Source organism: Ruminococcus sp. B05 (assembly GCF_003628495.1).
In the GTDB taxonomy this organism is placed as follows: Bacteria; Bacillota; Clostridia; order Lachnospirales; family Lachnospiraceae; genus Schaedlerella; species Schaedlerella hominis.
The window spans coordinates 103,117-121,122 of record NZ_RBZR01000005.1 but is presented as its reverse complement, the minus strand read 5'-3'; the positions used below and the strand labels follow the sequence as shown (position 1 = coordinate 121,122).

The window sequence follows — 18,006 nt, the reverse complement described above, 5'->3', positions numbered from 1 at the left end:
TAGCATGAAAATTGTATTTTTAGACGTAAAAACAATTGGTGAGGATATTGACCTGTCACAATATGAAACACTGGGAGAAGTTGTCAAGCATGACTTTTCTTCCACAGAAGAAGTGCCGGAGAGGGTGAAGGATGCGGATGTAATTATTCTGAATAAAGTACAGATTAATGAGCAGACGATCGGTACTGCAAAGAATCTAAAATTAGTTTGCGTCACAGCGACCGGTACAAATAATCTGGATAAGGAATATCTGGAAAAACGAGGGATCGCATGGCGGAACGTGGCGGGATATTCTACAGAGACAGTGACGCAGCATACATTTGCAATGTTGTTTTATTTATTGGAAAAGATGCGTTACTATGATGACTATGTGAAAGAAGAGCATTATGTAAATGATGTACAGTTTACACATTTTGCAGAACATTTTACAGAGATTCATGGAAAAACATGGGGAATTATCGGGCTTGGAAATATTGGAAGAAGAGTAACGGAGATTGCAAGAGCATTTGGTGCACATGTGATTTATTATTCTGCATCGGGAAGTCCGGCACAGGAAGGGTATGAGCAGGTTGACTTAGACACATTGTTATCCACATCGGATATTGTGTCGGTGCATGCTCCGCTTAATGAGTATACAGAAGGGCTGATGAACCGGGAAGCATTTGTCAAAATGAAGAAAAATGCGATATTTCTGAATCTTGGAAGGGGTCCGATAGTAGTGGAGCAGGATTTATATGATGCGTTAGAAACGAGTGAAATTGCTGCGGCTGGTCTGGATGTGTTGACAAAAGAACCGATGAGTGTGGATAATCCTCTTAGAAAAATCAAAGACAGTGGAAAACTTTTGATTACGCCGCATATTGCATGGGCGAGCGTCGAGGCAAGAACGAAATTGATGGACATTATATTTGGACAGGTGAAAGAATTCTTTGCGTAGAGTTTGAGAAATATAATAAAGCAGGACATACATTTTAAGAGAATGTATATCCTGCTTTTTATGCTTTTAAGGAAGGCTGTTTATTTTGCTTCAGCCATAACACCAACTTTATTTTCTTTTGCTTTATGTTTATCATACATTGCAAACATACCGGCTAACAGAGTACCGGAGATGGAGTGCCATGTACAAGATACAGCACAGATGATTGCTGACTCCGGAGTAGAAGCAAACTGAGCTGTTGTAGTTGCAAGGTTAGTTGCAAGTCCTGCGTTCTGCATACCGACTTCGATGGCAATGGTTCTTTTTTTAGAGGTATTCATACCTACAAGTTTTCCGGCTCCGTAGCCAAGTAAATATCCGAGTCCATTATGAAGTAATACAGCGACGAAGATGACAACACCTGACTGGAAGAATTTAGAACCCTGAGAAGAAACAACTCCACCGACTACACAGGCAAGGCCGAGTACAGCAACACCAGGCATCATTTGCTGAATCTCATGGAACATTTTCTTTTTGCCATAGAGATAATTTAACAAGAAACCAACACCGACAGGGAGAATTACAGTTTCAATGATAGATACGAACATTGGAAGTCCTTTAATGCTGATCTGTGTGCCGCTGGCAAGCAATGAGACCATAAGTGGTGTCATGATTGGGGAGAGCAGTGTAGAAACGGTTGTCATTCCGACAGAAAATGCGACGTCCCCACCGCACAGATAAGACATAATGTTGGAAGATACACCACCTGGGCAGCAGCCAACAAGAATCAAACCAAGTGCGATACCATCAGGCAAATGCAAAGCTTTTGTAAGTGCAAATGCGAGGAATGGCATAATCAGATACTGGGCAAGTGCACCAACGCAGATATCAAATGGGCGCTGAGCAAGAATTTTAAAATCTTCAGTTGTAAGAGTAAGTCCCATGCTGAACATGATGATACCGATGATAATAGATTGACAGGTAAATTTGTTAGATACCGGGTCAGTGAAAAGCTGAAAATTAACCCATCCCATCATGGTAGGGATGAAGAATGTGACAACTGCGATTGCGATGACGACCACAGAAGTATAATCTGATAAAAATTTGCTTGCTTTTTGTAATGCTTTCATTACGAGTACCTCCTAAAATATATTTGTTCACGTTGCGGTTTACAAGAATTTGTAAATCGTTACTTGTTCACCAAATCCAGAGGAATGAAAAGATAAAAGTGAAATAAAAAATCCCTTCTCAGACCAAGAATCTGAAAAGGGACGAATAAATCCGCGTTACCACCCTAATTTTGCAAATAAAATCTGCAACACTCTAACGTACTATCATACGCGTTCCCTATAACGGAGGAGACCGGCGAGGTTTACTTAATCGTGCTTTCAACCTGCTTCTTAGAGAGGATATCCTTATCTGTTTATTACCTGCTTCCAGCAAACACAGGCTCTCTGTGAAATAAAATAAGATATGGCATTGTTCTCATCGACGAATTTCGGTGAACTGTATTTGTTTTACAATTACGCATTATAGACCTCTGAAATGAAATGTCAAGAACAAATTTTGTATGAAACAAAAAACAGAGTATCTTTATGATTGACTTGAATTGTATTTTTGAGTAGTTTATAATAAATCGAATTCATTTATAGAAACTGGAAAGGAAGATGGAAGATGTTGAAGGGAAAAACAGTGTTATTAGGTGTAACAGGAAGCATTGCAGCATATAAGAGTGCATCACTTGCAAGTGCATTGAAGAAGTTTCATGCGGATGTGCATGTGTTGATGACACAGAATGCAACGAATTTTATTAATCCTATTACATTTGAGAGCCTTACGGGAAATAAATGTCTGGTGGATACGTTTGACCGGAATTTTCAGTTTCAAGTAGAGCATGTTTCAATAGCAAAGAAAGCGGACGTAGTAATGATCGCACCGGCAAGTGCCAATGTTATTGGAAAGCTGGCACATGGAATTGCAGACGATATGCTGACTACTACGGTGATGGCATGCAAATGTAAGAAATATATTTCACCGGCTATGAATACGAATATGTTTGAGAATCCTATCGTGCAGGATAATTTAAAAACATTGGAGCGTTATGGATATGAGGTGATCCAGCCGGCAAGCGGATATTTGGCATGTGGAGATACGGGGGCAGGCAAGATGCCGGAACCGGAGACTCTGCTTGCGTATATTGAAAAAGAGATTGCACGTGAGAAAGATCTGCAAGGCAAGAAACTTCTCGTTACGGCAGGACCGACACAAGAAGCAATTGATCCGGTAAGATACATTACGAATCATTCTTCAGGTAAAATGGGATATGCAATTGCAAAAGCCGCGATGCTTCGTGGTGCAGAGGTTACGCTGGTAAGTGGACGTACTGCGATTGAAGCCCCGCTTTTTGTAAATGTTATACCAATCGTTACTGCAAAAGATATGTTTGAAGCGGTGACAGGAATCAGTAATGAGCAGGATATTATTATCAAAGCTGCGGCTGTTGCGGACTATCGTCCGGCAGTTGTTAGTTCTGAAAAAGTTAAGAAAAAAGAAGGTCAGATGTCTATAGAGTTAGAACGGACAGATGACATTTTGAAATATTTGGGAGAAAATAAAAGAGAAGGACAGTTTTTATGTGGCTTTTCTATGGAAACCCAGAATATGATCAGTAATTCCAGAGCCAAACTTGAAAAGAAAAACTTGGATATGGTTGCAGCCAACAATGTAAAAGAGGCTGGCGCAGGCTTTCAGGGAGATACCAATGTATTGACTCTGATTACGCAGAAGGAGGAAACATCACTTCCGCTTATGAGCAAGGAGGATGCAGCCAATAAACTTCTGGATAAAATTCTTGAATTGACGATTCGCTAAGAAAGTCAGTTACAAGAGAATCGCCCATATGTGCTTCAAGTGATAAGAGGATACAAAGAATGGGCGGCAACTTAATAACACACACCGTATTGCATCCGCACAAAGCGGAGCGGTAACAAGGAGGAAAACATGAACAACAAAACAAAAAAATTCAACACGATGCAACTTGCTACATTGGGACTTATGACAGCAGTCCTTATCATTATGTCCTGTACACCATTAGGTTATCTGAACATTGGACCACTGGCAATTTCATTTAATGTAATTCCGGTTGCAATTTGTGCAATCGTATTAGGACCGACAGGTGGTGCAATTGCCGGACTGATCTTTGGACTGACAAGCTTTGGTCAGTGTATTGGAATCGGCGGAGTCAGCGTAATGGGAGCAATGCTCTTTAGTATCAATCCGGTTCTGGCATTTATCCAGCGTGTAGTTCCACGTCTTTTGGATGGTTTGCTTATCGGATTTATTTATAAAGCAACAAGAAAAAGAACGAATGCATATGTGGCAAGTGCAGTGACAGGATTCTTTTCAGCATTTTTAAATACTTTGTTTTTTATGACATTTTTAGTAGTATTATTTGGAAATACAGAATATGTGCAGGGGCTTATGAACGGAAGAAATGTGATTATCGGATGCTGCATGATGGTTGGTGTGAATGCTATCAGTGAGATGGTTGCATCTACAGTTATCACAGGTGCAATAGGAGCGGCACTTTCCAAAGCACGTTTGCTGCCTTCAGAGAAATAGAATTGCTTGCGTTGTTGGTCACAGTTACTGTGAACAGTAACTTGCTTGCTTTAGAGAAATAGAATTCTTGCCAGAGAAAGTATTTTATGTTAGAATCAGTCTGTAATTGTGTGTATCTGTTCAAGAATAACGGGTACAAGGACGTTTACAAAAGCGGGGTATGAATAATGGAAATGGAACAAGAAGTAACAATTATGAAAGAGTTCGAGCAGTTGAAACCATTTCTTTTGAGTGCACAATTAGGAAGCTATGTAGTGCTTCCGTTGAAGTACAGAAAAGAAGAGCTTGACCAGGTATGGCTGAAGGCAAATTGTGAGAAACAAGATATTACAACGACGAATCTGACAGAACAGGCAAAGATATTATTTAAAGAAAATGATCCAATGCATGTTGGTGTCTGCTACAAGTTCCTGCGTGAGACATTTATTAAAGAATTGCTAGATAATATAGAAGTAGAGAACGTAATGGGATTTGCCGTTACAGATTTGGATCAGGATAGAATCGAACTTGGAATAAACTGGGAGAAGGATGGATTTGATATTCATTCTGCTTATTTATATGTGTTTGAGACAGGAGTTGCATTCTTATGTATGGGACTTCGTTATAGTCGAATGGATGCGATCGCCCAGATTTGTAATCCGGGAAGTGCAGATACACAGTCTCGATATTTTTATCTGGATAATGAGAAAAAGACACATGAATTTTCGCTGGATGAAAAACTGGATATATTACTGGATACAATTGGTCTGGAAGTATTTCATCGTAGTGGAACATCTGTGTTCTTAGATGCATTTACATATAATCTGGCTATGATCGGAAGAAGATTCCGTGACTTAGATACGATAAGACGAGTAACTTGTAATCAGAATAATATGCTGCCTTTATCTACAGATGTGGATGAAGACATGACAGGTGCACTGCAGTACCTGTATGCAGCACAGGATAAGATTCATCTGGCATATAACTGGGGAGCATGTGTTTCAGATCAGGCAGTATCCTATGTTATGGCAGACTATAATCTGAACATGGAAGGTCAGATGAAGCAGCATGCAGAAGATAAACTTCCGGCAGTAATCATCGCACTTTATGAGAAATATACATGTCAGTATCTGACAGAACAGGCAGCTGCGGAAGATATGAAAGCGAAAGAAAAGCAGGAAATCAAAGATATACTGATGCATTTTCAGGCATTCGGTGTAGTGCGTGCTATGAATCTTTCAAGAAATTATGAGATTAAGATTATTTATCAGCATTTATTAGATATGAATGGAATTGAAGGTTCGATCAATGATCTCGATAAGAAATTGAATTTCTTAAATGAGCAGATAAAGGATATGACTGAGAAGAAACAAAACCATATGATGGAATTGGTAGTGGGATGCTGTAGCATTTCAATTTTGTCTTCTGTATTCATGATTATGAATCTTATGGGAATAAGTGCAGCTACACAGTGGGTCGTGCTGGGAACAGTGATTGGCATTGGTGTAGTGGGAGCTTTAGTGACAATGCTTCGTAAGACAAATGTTGTATCAGCATTTTCAGAAAATATGGAGAAACTGTACGATCATTTTGAAGCGGTAAAAGAGAATGTCAATGAGACATTGGCTGAGAGAGCAGAAGCGAAAGAAGAAGCAAGAGCTGCAAAAGAAGCCGCTGAAGAAGAGGCACTGGCTGAGCAGGAAGCAGCCGAGAAAGCTGCGCAGGAAGAACCAGAAAAGAAAGAATCTCAGCAGATTATTCATATAGAGGATAAGACTGCCAAAAAAAATAATGTAGATGATAATATTAAACATGCGTAGGTAATAATAAGGCAGAAAGAGGCAATCTTAGGATGGCTGAAAACAAATAAGGTACGCATTTATAATAGATAAAAATGATTTATAGATAAATTCAATAAATAAACCCAGACATGTAAAAAAGCTATAAGCACATGTCTGGGTTTTATTGTATTTAAAAGAAAAAAATGATACTTTGGATATAGTTGGATACGAAAGGGGAAGTTATGAATTACGTAGGAATTGATATTGGTTCGACAGCATCAAAAGTCGTAACAAGAGGTGACTGCCAGATGCAGTTTGTATTGCCAACCGGATGGAGCAGTAAAGAAACATGCAAGATAATCCAGGAACGATTGCAGGAATCGGGAATCGATGTGCTGGCAGATTCTACGAAGGTTGTTGCAACCGGATATGGCAGGGTTGCGGTAGATTTCGCAGATTATGTGATTACAGAAATTACCTGTCATGGAAGAGGCGGACGGGAGATAGCAGGAGAAAATTGTGGAATCATTGATGTGGGTGGACAAGATACAAAAGTGATTCTGGTAGAACACGGAATGGTAAAAGATTTTTTGATGAATGATAAGTGTTCAGCAGGAACAGGAAAATTTTTGGAAATTATGGCAAATCGTTTGGGAGTTACGCTGCAGGAATTGTTTGAGATGGCAGAATCGGGAACGGTGCTTCCAATCAGTTCTCTTTGTACAGTATTTGCTGAATCGGAAGTGATCAATTATATTGGGGAAGGGCATAAAAGAGAAGACATTGCAGCCGGTGTAGTGGATTCTGTTGCAGCGAAGGTATGTCAGCTGGCACAGAGAAAAGAACTTCCGGATAAAGTGATTTTGACAGGTGGAATCAGCAACAGTACGTATTTTACAAGAATTTTGTCAGAGAAGATAGGACGAACCGTAGAACCAACAGAAAATGGCAGATATGCAGGAGCTCTTGGAGCAGCATTGCTGGCAGGGGAAAAAAGCAGAAAAAAACGATAAACAGTGAAAGGATGAACAGAAGATGGAAATAATTAAAGATTTACCAGAGGTATTTGAGGAGTTTGCAGAACAGAGAAAGAATTCATTTCTTGCAGTAAAACAGTTGAAGGATAAAGGAATTCCGGTTATCGGAGCATATTGTACATATTTCCCGAAAGAAATTGCAATGGCAATGGGAGCAGCCACAGTAGGTTTATGTTCAACATCTGATGAGACAATTCCGGATGCAGAAAAAGATTTGCCTAAAAATTTATGTCCGCTGATTAAGTCCAGTTATGGATTTGCAAAGACAGATAAATGTCCATTTTTCTATTTTTCAGATGTAGTTGTCGGAGAGACTACATGTGATGGAAAGAAAAAGATGTATGAATATATGTCTGAATTTAAAGATGTGTTTGTAATGGAGCTTCCAAACTCTCAAAGTGCGGCATCAATGCAGCTTTGGAAGGGTGAGATTATACGCTTTAAAGAATATCTGGAAGAAAAATTTGGTGTGGCAATTACAGAAGAAAAAATTGCAGAGGCTATTAAAGAAGAAAATGAAGTAAGAAAATCTTTGAAAAATTTATATGAAGTGATGAAACACGAGCCGGCACCAATCAAAGGACATGATTTGTTTAAGGTACTTTATGGAAGTGGATTTAAATTTGACAGAAAAGCAATTCCGGCGGAAGTAAATGCATTGGCAGAGAAAATAGAAAAAGAATATGCAGAAGGTAAAATGTTGGAAAGTCGTCCACGTATTCTTGTAACCGGATGTCCAATCGGCGGAGCAACAGAAAAGATTATTACAGCAATTGAGGAAAATGGCGGCGTGGTCGTAGCTTTTGAAAACTGTTCCGGAGCAAAATCTATCGATAAGCTGGTAGACGAGGAAAATCCAGATGTATACCAGGCACTGGCAGAAAGATATCTGGCAATCGGATGTTCAGTCATGACACCAAATCCAAATCGTCTTGAGCTGTTAGAGAGATTGATTAATGAATATCAGGTTGACGGAGTAGTGGAGATGACCTTACAGGCATGTCATACATATAATGTGGAGACACTGGCAATCCGTAAATTTGTAAATGAGAAGATGGGACTTCCGTATATCAATGTAGAGACAGATTATAGTCAGGCAGATGTGGGGCAGTTAAATACAAGAGTTGCGGCATTTTTAGAGATGCTGTAGGATGTGGATGCAGAGTATTGCTATTTAGTTCATTAAATGGCAATACTTTCCTTACAAAAAATTGATATAAGAATTCTTGCTCAAATTCCATGAGCGGGTGACACATAAGAGCGTAAATTTTTGCTAAAAGCAAATGAACTTGAACTCAAACTTGCTGCTACGCAGCTTCAAACATGTTCGTTCAAATTCATTAACACAAAAATTTACGCTCTAAGTGTCTCCAACGCTCACTCCATATTCGCTCGGATTTCTTATATCAATTTTTTGTAAGTAATGTATCGGCTCAAGTTGTGAAGTAAATAGCAACAAAGGATATTGAGCGACGATATCTGCGATAGTGGATTTTGGGGAATTGAAGATGCCAAATTTTGATGGGGAGCATCCTCACGTTATCGAAAACGTGGGATGTAGATGCAAGATTTGCGAAGGAAGTATCTTTAAATCCCAGAAAAGACAAGATGTAGATGCAATTGTACATGACAGGCAGGCTGAAAAGCATCTGCAAGCTCAAAGAAAAGCAAATTGCAGATTACCTCGGTCTCAAAAATAGCATCTGCAACAGCGAATATCAAGCCTTGCAGATACAACGGTTGCCACAAAGATATCTACAACACTCAATAAGCGAGATGTGTAGATACATGAGGTGCCAGCGCCTGTCCAGTAAAGCGCTGCTTTTTAATTCATTAGATTTGCGATAACGTACTGAGAAAAAATATTGGATATGAATTTCTGTGAATACAAAGGAAGCGATTGGAAATACTAAAAGGCCAGAATTTTACGTTAGAGCTTAGAAACTTGCTGTTTGAGGGCATAGCCCGAGTTGCTGGTTTCTAAGCTCTGTTTTTAGTAATAATTCTGACCTTTATATATTTCCCGCTGACGGAGTCTGAATAGAAATTCATATCCAATATTTTTCTCAGGGACGCTTATCCAACTTAATGAACGAAACAGCAAGTGGATTTGTTTGCATCAGCCCTTGGTTGACAATTGCCTACTAAAACGATATGATAAACAAAGAATACACTTTATATAGAAAATGAGGATAGAAGCAATGTTAAATCAATTTTCAAGGACAGAATTATTATTAGGAAAAGAAGCAATGGAGCGTCTTGCAGGAGCACGGGTGGCAGTGTTTGGAATCGGCGGGGTCGGCGGCTATGTATGCGAAGCATTGGTTCGTTCCGGGGTGGGTTCTTTTGATCTGATTGACGATGACAAAGTTTGTTTGACGAATTTAAACAGACAGATTATCGCTACAAGAAAGACCGTCGGAAAATATAAAGTAGATGTGATGAAAGAACGTATTTCGGATATTAATCCGGATGCGAAAGTAGAAGTTCATAAGTGTTTCTTTTTGCCGGAGAATGCGGACGAATTTCATTTTGAAGACTATGATTATATTGTAGATGCCGTAGATACAGTGACAGCCAAAATTGAGTTGATTATGAAAGCAAAAGAAGTCGGAACACCAATTATCAGCAGCATGGGTGCGGGAAATAAATTAGATGCCAGTCGTTTTAAGGTAGCAGATATTTATAAGACAAGCGGATGCCCGTTGGCAAAGGTTATGCGTCGCGAGTTGAAAAAGCGTGGTGTAAAGAAGTTAAAAGTTGTTTATTCAGACGAGCTTCCGATTAAGCCGAAAGCTGATATGGCAAGTAGTTGTCGTACAAACTGCATATGTCCTCCGGGAGCTGAACACAAGTGTACAGAGCGACGTGCGATTCCGGGAAGTACGGCTTTTGTGCCATCGGTAGCAGGTCTGATCATTGCAGGTGAGATTGTAAAAGACCTGTCTGGAATACAGTAAAAGATAGGACCATACCAAACTAGGGGGGATTTTATGGAACAAAAGAAAAAACAAAATCATAAATTATATGGTGGATTTCAATATGCGTTTACAGGAATTGTAACTGGGTTGAAGCAGGAACAGAATATGAAGATGCATGCAGTAATGACAGTTTTGGTTGTGATCGCTGGATTTTTCTTTCACATTTCTATGACAGAATGGTGCATCTGTCTGTTACTCTGTGGTCTTATTATGGCATTGGAGCTGGTGAATACAGCGGTGGAAGCGGTTGTGGATCTTGTGACTGAGGAGAGAAAGCCATTGGCAAAGATTGCAAAAGATACGGCAGCAGGGGCGGTACTGATTGCGGCAATTTTTTCGGCTGTGATTGGATGTATCATTTTCTTGCCGAAATTTATAGTGTGGATATAGTTTTTTATTACATAGGAGATTTTATTTCCTATGTAATAAAAATCTTCCGGCAGGATGCACACTGCGGCGTACAAAACAGATGTCGCAAGCAATCGCCGCAGGTGTCAGAATGTGCAAAGCACATTCTTTTTTTGAGGAGCATCGAAAGATGCTCCTTTATCTATGTAAAGGACAAATAAATTTACTTATAGAAAATTTCTATAAATAGAAAGAACTTATCATAAATAGCGATTGGTGAAGAAAAAAAGAAGATGATAATATAAAAATATGAAAAAGATTTAGAGACGCTTAAAAAATTTAGTAATTAGATTGTCAGCATTTCGTTTACTTTTTGAAAGACATACGAAAACCAGACAATATGATAGCAGAAAGGGAAAAAATGTCGAAAGAAGATACAAGTAAAATGAGAGGATTGAGCCGTCAGCAATTGAAGGAGTTGGAGGCAAAGGAAAAAACAAAATTACAGAAGTTACTTGACTGGATTGTTATACTGTTGCCTATTGTATGCGGAATGGTGGCAATATTTGAATATAAATTTGTTCCAGATGGCAGTAGGAATAAAAATCCGAATACCTATCTCGGATCCTTGATTTTGTTTATTGCAGCGTATATCATTTATTTCCTTATTGCTATGGGAAAGAAATCAAGAGGGAGTGTTCCTTTTTATGAAAAATTGAGATATCGTGCACCTCTGTTTTCAGCATTATTTTTGTTGCTGTCAGGATACGATTATCTGACATTGAAAACGGGAATTTTAACACAACCATTTATTCCTTGTATGAATTCTATTTTAAACATTGCCTGGGAGGACCGCTCTTATTTGATAGAATGTACACTTCATACGTTGCGCTTGTTGCTTCTTGGATATTTTATTGGTGTTATAGCAGGACTTGTTACAGGAATTGCATGTGGTTATTTTGAAAAGGTACGTTATTGGGTGAATCCGATTATTAAATTTCTTGGGCCGATTCCAACACCTACATGGATTCCGATTGTTATGATAGTTGCTGCATCTTTATTTAAAGGAGCTGTATTTATCATTGCATTAGGAGCATGGTTTGCGGTAACAGTTGCATCTATGACAGGAATTTCAAATGTGGATAAAAGTTATTTTGAGGCTGCCAGAACATTGGGGGCAACGGAAAGGCAACTTGTGTTCAGAGTTGCAATCCCATATGCAATGCCATCTATTTTGCAAGGGTGTACACAAGCTATGAGTTCTGCTTGTGTTGCAATTACTGTTGCAGAGATGATGGGAGTCAAGGCGGGGCTTGGCTGGTATATGAACTGGGCAAAATCATGGGCTGCGTATGATAAAATGTTTGCAGCATTGTTTGTAATCTGTATTATTTTTACGTTGGTCACAAAGGTACTAGATTTGATAAAACGCCGCCTGTTGAGATGGCAGAATGGAGTAGTAAAATAAATGGCAGATAAACAAGTTATTTTGAAACTGGAGAATGTCTCCAAAAGTTTTGCAAAAGTAGAAAATGATGAAGTTACACATGCTCTAAATGCAATTGATCTAACACTGTATGGGGGAGAATTTGTCAGTCTGGTCGGTCCGTCTGGTTGCGGAAAATCAACGATTCTAAGATTGATTGCAGGATTAATTGTACCAACAACCGGGCAGGTTTTGGTTAATGGAACCGCCGTTGAGAAACCTTCTCCAGAAAGAGGAATGGTTTTTCAGAAACCAACGTTGTTTCCATGGCTTACGGTCGAAAAAAATATTGCATTTAGTTTGAAGATGCAAGGTAAACTAAAAGGAAATGAGGATAAGGTGAAACAGATGCTGAGGGTAATCGGTCTGGAAGAATTTAAGGATGATTATCCAGATCAGTTATCCGGCGGAATGGCACAACGTGTGGCACTGGTTCGTTCGTTGATCAACGAACCGGATATTTTACTTTTAGATGAACCTTTGGGAGCATTGGATGCGTTTACGCGTATGAATATGCAGGATGAGATACTAAAAATGTGGTACCAAAATAAACAATTAGCAATTATGGTTACACATGATGTAGATGAAGCTGTATATATGGGAACAAGGGTGCTTGTAATGGATGCGAATCCGGGAAGGATTGTAGAAGATATCCAGATTGAGCAGGAATATCCAAGAAAACGTTCATCTGCAGCTTTTATCGAATATAGAAATCAGATTCTTGACAGATTACATTTTGGAGGGAATTCGTAAAAGACTAAGTGGTCCATTGTCATCAATGCAGGAGTTGGTGATTGGAATATATTTACAATAGCAAGGAGAAAAAGAAATGAAATTGAAAAATGTAAAACGAGTGATTGCAACAGCCATGGTTTCAGTAATGGCATTGTCAATGACAGCATGTGGAGGAAGTGGAGACAGCACTTCAAAAGGAGGAGATTCCAAACAGGAAGCAAGCACGGATAAAGTAGAACGTCCGGAAGCTGTTTCAGAAGAAGATTGGGAAGCAATGCAGAAAGAACCTGTTTTTGGTCAGGAATTGAATTATTTGTTTAATGGTGGAGCTTGTGTATCCGCAAAATATATGGCCGAAGTACAAGGATACTATGAAGAATATGGTATCAATGCGAAATATATGGAGGGTGAATCTGTAGTAAATACAGTTGGTACAGGACAGTGCTTATGGGGAACAGACCATATTGCAACAATGCTTGTTCCGATAACCAATGGTGTGAATATGTCATTTGTGTGTGGTGCACATGTAGGATGTAAATCTATTTATGTGCCGGAGGACAGTGATATTAATTCCGTTCAAGATTTAAAAGGAAAAACAATTGCAATTCATGATGGTATTGGTAATTCAGATCAGAATATCAGCTATCGTTTGTTAGATGAATATGGTATTGACCCTACAAGTGAAGTAGAATTTTTAGATATTGCGGATAATGCAGCAACAATAGAAGCTATGAAAAATGGAGAAGTAGATGCAAGTATTTTTTCTGATTATTTTGTGTTAGCAAATTTTAAAGATGATTTGAAAATGATCTGTTCAATTGGTTATAGTCCGGAATTTCAGGATGAGGCTTGCTGTGTAACTGCTATGAATAATGATTTTATTAAAGAAAATCCAGTTCATGCCAAATATGTTACAATGGCCATCAAACGTGCAGGTGAATATAATAGATTACATTCTGAAGAAGCAATTCAGAAAATGTATGATACAGATAAGATGACAGGTGAAAAAGAAAATCAGCAGGTATTCTGGGATAATTTACATTTTGGACTTTCTGATGCATTTACAGAAAATGCACTTCGAGAAATTGCAGAAGACTATATTCGCCTTGGCATTATTAAAGACAAAGATTTGACTGTAGATGATGTGATGGATATGGCCTGGACAGAGACCTGCTCGGATGAGGAGATGCCAGAAGGATATACAGTAGGAGATCCGGTAGAACCAGAGAATGCAATTGTTCCAATTCAGCAGAAAGAAAATCCGGCGAAAATGGAAGGATTTGGATTATAAGAACATACGAATAATTGGCAAAGTAGATACTAAAAAGAGCGAGAGAATACTTTTACGAGTGACTTCTCGCTCTTTTTTCAGACTATTATATTTACTTTTTTTTAGAAAAAGTGTATAACAAAAGTATGAAAAATAACTGGTATGATTCACTTTCATGGCAATCACTACACGGATTGACACGAAGGGTACACGAAAGGAGAAGAAGACTATGGAAAAATTGACAGACGGATTAAAGAAAATCTTATTGGCAGGAATCGGAACAGTGGCTGTTACAGCAGAAAAATCAAAAGATGTTCTGGATGAACTGGTAAAAAAAGGCGAGTTGACAGTGGAGCAGGGAAAGGCTCTGAATGAAGAACTCAAACATAATATTAAACAGACAGTAAAAGATAAAGTGAATGTTTCAGTAAAGACATCAACACCTGAAGAATTAAATGAATTGCTCAGTAAGATGACAGCTGAGCAGCTTGCACAGTTGAAAGAGCAGATAGAAAAGGTGGAAGCGGAAGCACCGGAAGAAGAGGTTGTAGAGCCGGAAGATGTAGTGGAAGCAGAAGCAGAAGAAGTTGAAGAGCCAGAGGTTAATGAGTAACGCACAATCAGGTTCCAGATTGAAGGAAATTACGGCAGTATTGCGTAAGCATGAGATCACAAAGGGCATGACCCCGGTGAAGCTGCGGTTGATTCTGGAAGATCTGGGACCTACTTTTATTAAAATAGGACAAATCATGTCGCTGCATTCGGATGTCCTTCCAAAGAAATATTGTGACGAGTTAATGAAACTGCGTTCGGATGTGCCGCCGATGCCATTTTCAGAAGTGGAGGAAGTAATAGAAGAATCTTATGGCTGTCCGTGGAAGGAAGTATTTTCAGATATAGAGAAAATGACGCTTGGTTCTGCTTCGATTGCACAAGTGCATCGTGCAACGCTCAAATCTGGAGAGAAGGTTGTTATAAAGGTACAGCGCAAGGGAATCTATGACACGATGGCAAGAGATATCGGACTGCTTCATAAAGCGGTGAAACTGGTGCCGCCGATCAGCATTAAAGAGACTGTGGATTTTAGCATGGTTTTAGATGAACTGTGGGTAGTCACGCAAGAAGAAATGAACTTTCTGACAGAAGCAGCCAATATGGAGGAATTTGCTCGGAGAAATAAAGATATCGCCTTTGTGCGTACACCGATTTTATACAAAGAGCATACGACACATCATGTTCTTGTTATGGAATATATTGATGGATATCCAATTGATGATAAAATATCGCTTCAGGAAAATGGATATGATCTGCATGAAATAGGAACAAAATTAATAGATAACTATATTAAGCAGGTTATGGAAGATGGATTTTTTCATGCTGATCCACATCCGGGAAATGTATGCGTATCCGATGGGAAAATTGTCTGGATCGATATGGGGATGATGGGAAGATTGTCTGAACGAGACAGAGAATTGATCGGAGATGCAATTCAGGGAATTGCGATTAATGATATCGGAATGATACAGGATGCGGTACTTGCGTTGGGTGAATTTCGTGGAAAACCGGATCAGAGTAAATTATATGAAGATATCAGTACTTTGATGATGAAGTATGGAAAATTGGATATGGGTAATATTGATGTGGCAGAGACAATGCAGGATTTGATGGAGGTTATGAAAACCAATCGGATTTCCATGCCACATGGACTTACAATGCTGGCTAGAGGATTGACGCAGATGGAAGGCGTTATGGCAGACATTTGTCCGGAGATCAATATGGTAGAAATTGCAGCAGCCCGTATAAAAGGTGATTTCTGGCGTAATTTCGACTGGAAAAAAGAGTTAAAAAGCAGTGGCAAACATTTGTATCGTGCACTTCATAAAACAATAGATTTGCCATCAGTGACGGCAGATGCGATACAAGGCTTTATGAAAGGGCAGACAAGAGTAAATCTGGATTTACATGTGTCAAAAGATTTATCAGAGCTTTTGAGAAGACTTGTAAGAAATATCGTAATGGGGCTGTGGGTAATGGCTCTTTTAATTAGCTCGAGTATTATTTGCACGACCAATATGCAGCCGAAGCTGTGGGGAATACCTGCGATTGGAGCTATTGGTTACCTGCTGGCATTTGTGATTGTACTCTATGTATTTATAAAACACTTTTTGTCGAGAAAATAATAGAAAAATTCAAGTCGAGCAGCCGCGAGACTTGGCGCGTGATTCTGGTCAGCGTAAGCTGACACATTCTTTACAGAATCACTGCGCATCCTCGCGGAGCGTTTATCTCAGTCGGAGATTGGACTCCCACTGAGACAAATTTGTTGTTACTCACCACCTGAAAGAGGTGGGAGTCTTCTCGACTGAGATAAAATACGAGGGACATCCCATGGGAGTTTTGGGTGCCCCTCGTATTTTTGTACTAAAAGTACACACTACTATGATACGCGATATTTTTGAAGAAGTCTGTCAGCCTTCTGTTCATCATCACCATGAATGACGAGAGTAACCGGAAGACCCAGACGAATGGCCATTAGTTCGGAAAGTTCTTTTCCGTTAATATTCATACGATGATTCTCAATGTCTTTGACTGTGATATTAGCAGATAAATTTCTGCATGTGTTATAAAAAGTGACAAATTGTCCTGTAGTTACGAATTTGATATTTTGTTTAATCATAATCAATTCCTCATAGTCTGTATAAAATTGGTTAAAATGACATTGTTTGCAAAAAAGATTCGTATAATCAGATTTTTGTTTGACTTTAACCTTGTTCAGTATATAATAAGATGCATAAAAACGTAAAATACATATTTACTATGACTGATATACATTTTTTGTATATTAAAGAATGGGAAAATTTATGTGTATTAAGGGAGCAAAAGCATGGAGATTACATATGATTATTATCGGATTTTTTATTATGTAGCAATGTATAAAAGTTTTTCAAAAGCCGCGAAGGCATTAATGAGCAACCAGCCGAATGTTACACATTTTATGAACAATTTGGAGAATCAGCTGGGATGTAAGTTGTTTGTGAGGTCAAACCGTGGAGTGACATTGACAGCGGAGGGACAAAAACTGTATCAACATGTTTCTATTGCATATCAACATATTCATACCGCAGAAATGGAACTTGCAAATGAACAGAGTATGGAAAGTGGCAGTATCACAATCAGTGCCAGTGAGATTGCACTGCATCTGTTACTATTGCCTATACTTGGAAAGTTTCATAAGAAGTATCCGGGAATCCGTCTTCGGATTTTAAATCATTCGACTCCGCAGGCGATACAAGCAGTGAGGGAAGGCGTAGTAGATTTTGCGGTGGTGACAACACCATTGAAAGCAAAAAAACCACTGAAATCAATTTCACTGATGGAATTTCAGGAAATTGTTGTTGGAAATGAGACATTTGCAGACATACAAGAAGCAATTTGTCTTGAGGAGATTGCAAAAAATCCATTAATCTGTCTGGGAAAACAAAGCACAACATATGAGTTTTATTCCAAATTCTTTTTAGAGCATAATCTTGTATTAGAACCGGATACAGAGGTGGAAACAATTGATCAGGTCTTGCCGATGATTATGAATGGATTGGGAATTGGATTCTTGCCGGAGCCGTTTGCAAGAAATGTAATAAATGAGAAAAAGGTATATGAGATTCCAATGGTTGAAACGATACCGAAGCGGGAAATCTGTCTGGTGGAGAATCATAATTTTCCACCAAGTATTGCGGCAGAAACTTTGAAGAAAATGCTTATGTGAAATCAAGAAATATAAGTATGTAAATAATACATATCGGTTATGCAAATAAAACAGTCATGGTTGGTTTGACTTTAAAAGAATAGCTTTCT

General features: G+C 38.8%; 16 protein-coding genes and 1 other annotated feature. Of the genes, 14 read left to right on the top strand and 2 right to left on the bottom strand.

Annotated features, from left to right (window positions below; genetic code table 11):
- The first annotated feature begins 4 nt into the window (after positions 1-4).
- Complete coding sequence (locus tag D8Q48_RS05995) at positions 5-937, top strand: D-2-hydroxyacid dehydrogenase (protein WP_121055850.1); 933 nt, start codon at positions 5-7, stop codon at positions 935-937.
- 80 nt (positions 938-1,017) lie between these two features.
- Here the strand turns inward: D8Q48_RS05995 and D8Q48_RS05990 are convergent, their stop codons facing one another.
- Positions 1,018-2,046: a bile acid:sodium symporter family protein gene (locus D8Q48_RS05990; protein ID WP_121055848.1), complete on the bottom strand. Its 1,029-nt coding sequence runs from the start codon at positions 2,044-2,046 to the stop codon at positions 1,018-1,020.
- Between the two features lie 134 nt (positions 2,047-2,180).
- Positions 2,181-2,417: a binding site (T-box leader), on the bottom strand.
- A gap of 173 nt (positions 2,418-2,590) precedes the next feature.
- Here D8Q48_RS05990 and coaBC point away from each other — a divergent pair.
- From coaBC to D8Q48_RS05925, 12 genes are all read left to right on the top strand, one after another.
- Positions 2,591-3,787, top strand: a complete 1,197-nt coding sequence (coaBC, locus tag D8Q48_RS05985) for a bifunctional phosphopantothenoylcysteine decarboxylase/phosphopantothenate--cysteine ligase CoaBC (RefSeq protein WP_121055846.1) — start codon at positions 2,591-2,593, stop codon at positions 3,785-3,787.
- 129 nt (positions 3,788-3,916) lie between these two features.
- Positions 3,917-4,537, top strand: coding sequence for an ECF transporter S component (locus D8Q48_RS05980; protein WP_022074998.1), 621 nt, complete (start codon positions 3,917-3,919; stop codon positions 4,535-4,537).
- A 167-nt stretch (positions 4,538-4,704) separates the two neighbouring features.
- The gene (locus tag D8Q48_RS05975) at positions 4,705-6,336 is read left to right on the top strand and encodes a hypothetical protein (protein ID WP_121055844.1); all 1,632 of its coding nucleotides are present in this window, start codon (positions 4,705-4,707) and stop codon (positions 6,334-6,336) included.
- Positions 6,337-6,539: 203 nt separating this feature from the next.
- Entirely contained in the window at positions 6,540-7,310 is a 771-nt protein-coding gene (locus tag D8Q48_RS05970; RefSeq protein WP_121055842.1) for an acyl-CoA dehydratase activase, read from the top strand.
- 22 nt (positions 7,311-7,332) lie between these two features.
- Positions 7,333-8,484 carry a double-cubane-cluster-containing anaerobic reductase gene (locus tag D8Q48_RS05965; protein ID WP_121055840.1) on the top strand — a complete coding sequence of 384 codons (1,152 nt, stop codon included), beginning with the start codon at positions 7,333-7,335 and terminating at the stop codon, positions 8,482-8,484.
- A 1,051-nt stretch (positions 8,485-9,535) separates the two neighbouring features.
- On the top strand, positions 9,536-10,294 hold the full coding sequence (locus tag D8Q48_RS05955) for a tRNA threonylcarbamoyladenosine dehydratase (protein WP_121055838.1): 759 nt from the start codon (positions 9,536-9,538) through the stop codon (positions 10,292-10,294).
- A gap of 33 nt (positions 10,295-10,327) precedes the next feature.
- A complete protein-coding gene (locus tag D8Q48_RS05950) occupies positions 10,328-10,705 on the top strand; it encodes a diacylglycerol kinase family protein (RefSeq protein ID WP_121055836.1) in 378 nt (125 codons plus the stop codon).
- Between the two features lie 379 nt (positions 10,706-11,084).
- Entirely contained in the window at positions 11,085-12,131 is a 1,047-nt protein-coding gene (locus D8Q48_RS05945) for an ABC transporter permease subunit (protein ID WP_243116241.1), read from the top strand.
- Complete coding sequence (locus tag D8Q48_RS05940; RefSeq protein ID WP_121055832.1) at positions 12,132-12,902, top strand: ABC transporter ATP-binding protein; 771 nt, start codon at positions 12,132-12,134, stop codon at positions 12,900-12,902.
- Between the two features lie 76 nt (positions 12,903-12,978).
- Positions 12,979-14,175, top strand: a complete 1,197-nt coding sequence (locus D8Q48_RS05935) for an ABC transporter substrate-binding protein (RefSeq protein ID WP_118738462.1) — start codon at positions 12,979-12,981, stop codon at positions 14,173-14,175.
- A 208-nt stretch (positions 14,176-14,383) separates the two neighbouring features.
- Positions 14,384-14,767: a hypothetical protein gene (locus tag D8Q48_RS05930; RefSeq protein ID WP_118688345.1), complete on the top strand. Its 384-nt coding sequence runs from the start codon at positions 14,384-14,386 to the stop codon at positions 14,765-14,767.
- A complete protein-coding gene (locus D8Q48_RS05925) occupies positions 14,760-16,334 on the top strand; it encodes an AarF/UbiB family protein (protein WP_121055830.1) in 1,575 nt (524 codons plus the stop codon). Before D8Q48_RS05930 ends, D8Q48_RS05925 begins: the two co-directional genes overlap by 8 nt.
- 257 nt (positions 16,335-16,591) lie before the next feature.
- On the opposite strand, the gene D8Q48_RS05920 is transcribed toward D8Q48_RS05925, so the two are convergent.
- Complete coding sequence (locus tag D8Q48_RS05920; RefSeq protein WP_022074862.1) at positions 16,592-16,831, bottom strand: HPr family phosphocarrier protein; 240 nt, start codon at positions 16,829-16,831, stop codon at positions 16,592-16,594.
- A 207-nt stretch (positions 16,832-17,038) separates the two neighbouring features.
- Here D8Q48_RS05920 and D8Q48_RS05915 point away from each other — a divergent pair, with 207 nt between their 5' ends.
- Entirely contained in the window at positions 17,039-17,917 is an 879-nt protein-coding gene (locus D8Q48_RS05915) for a LysR family transcriptional regulator (RefSeq protein ID WP_117990200.1), read from the top strand.
- Positions 17,918-18,006 lie beyond the last annotated feature (89 nt).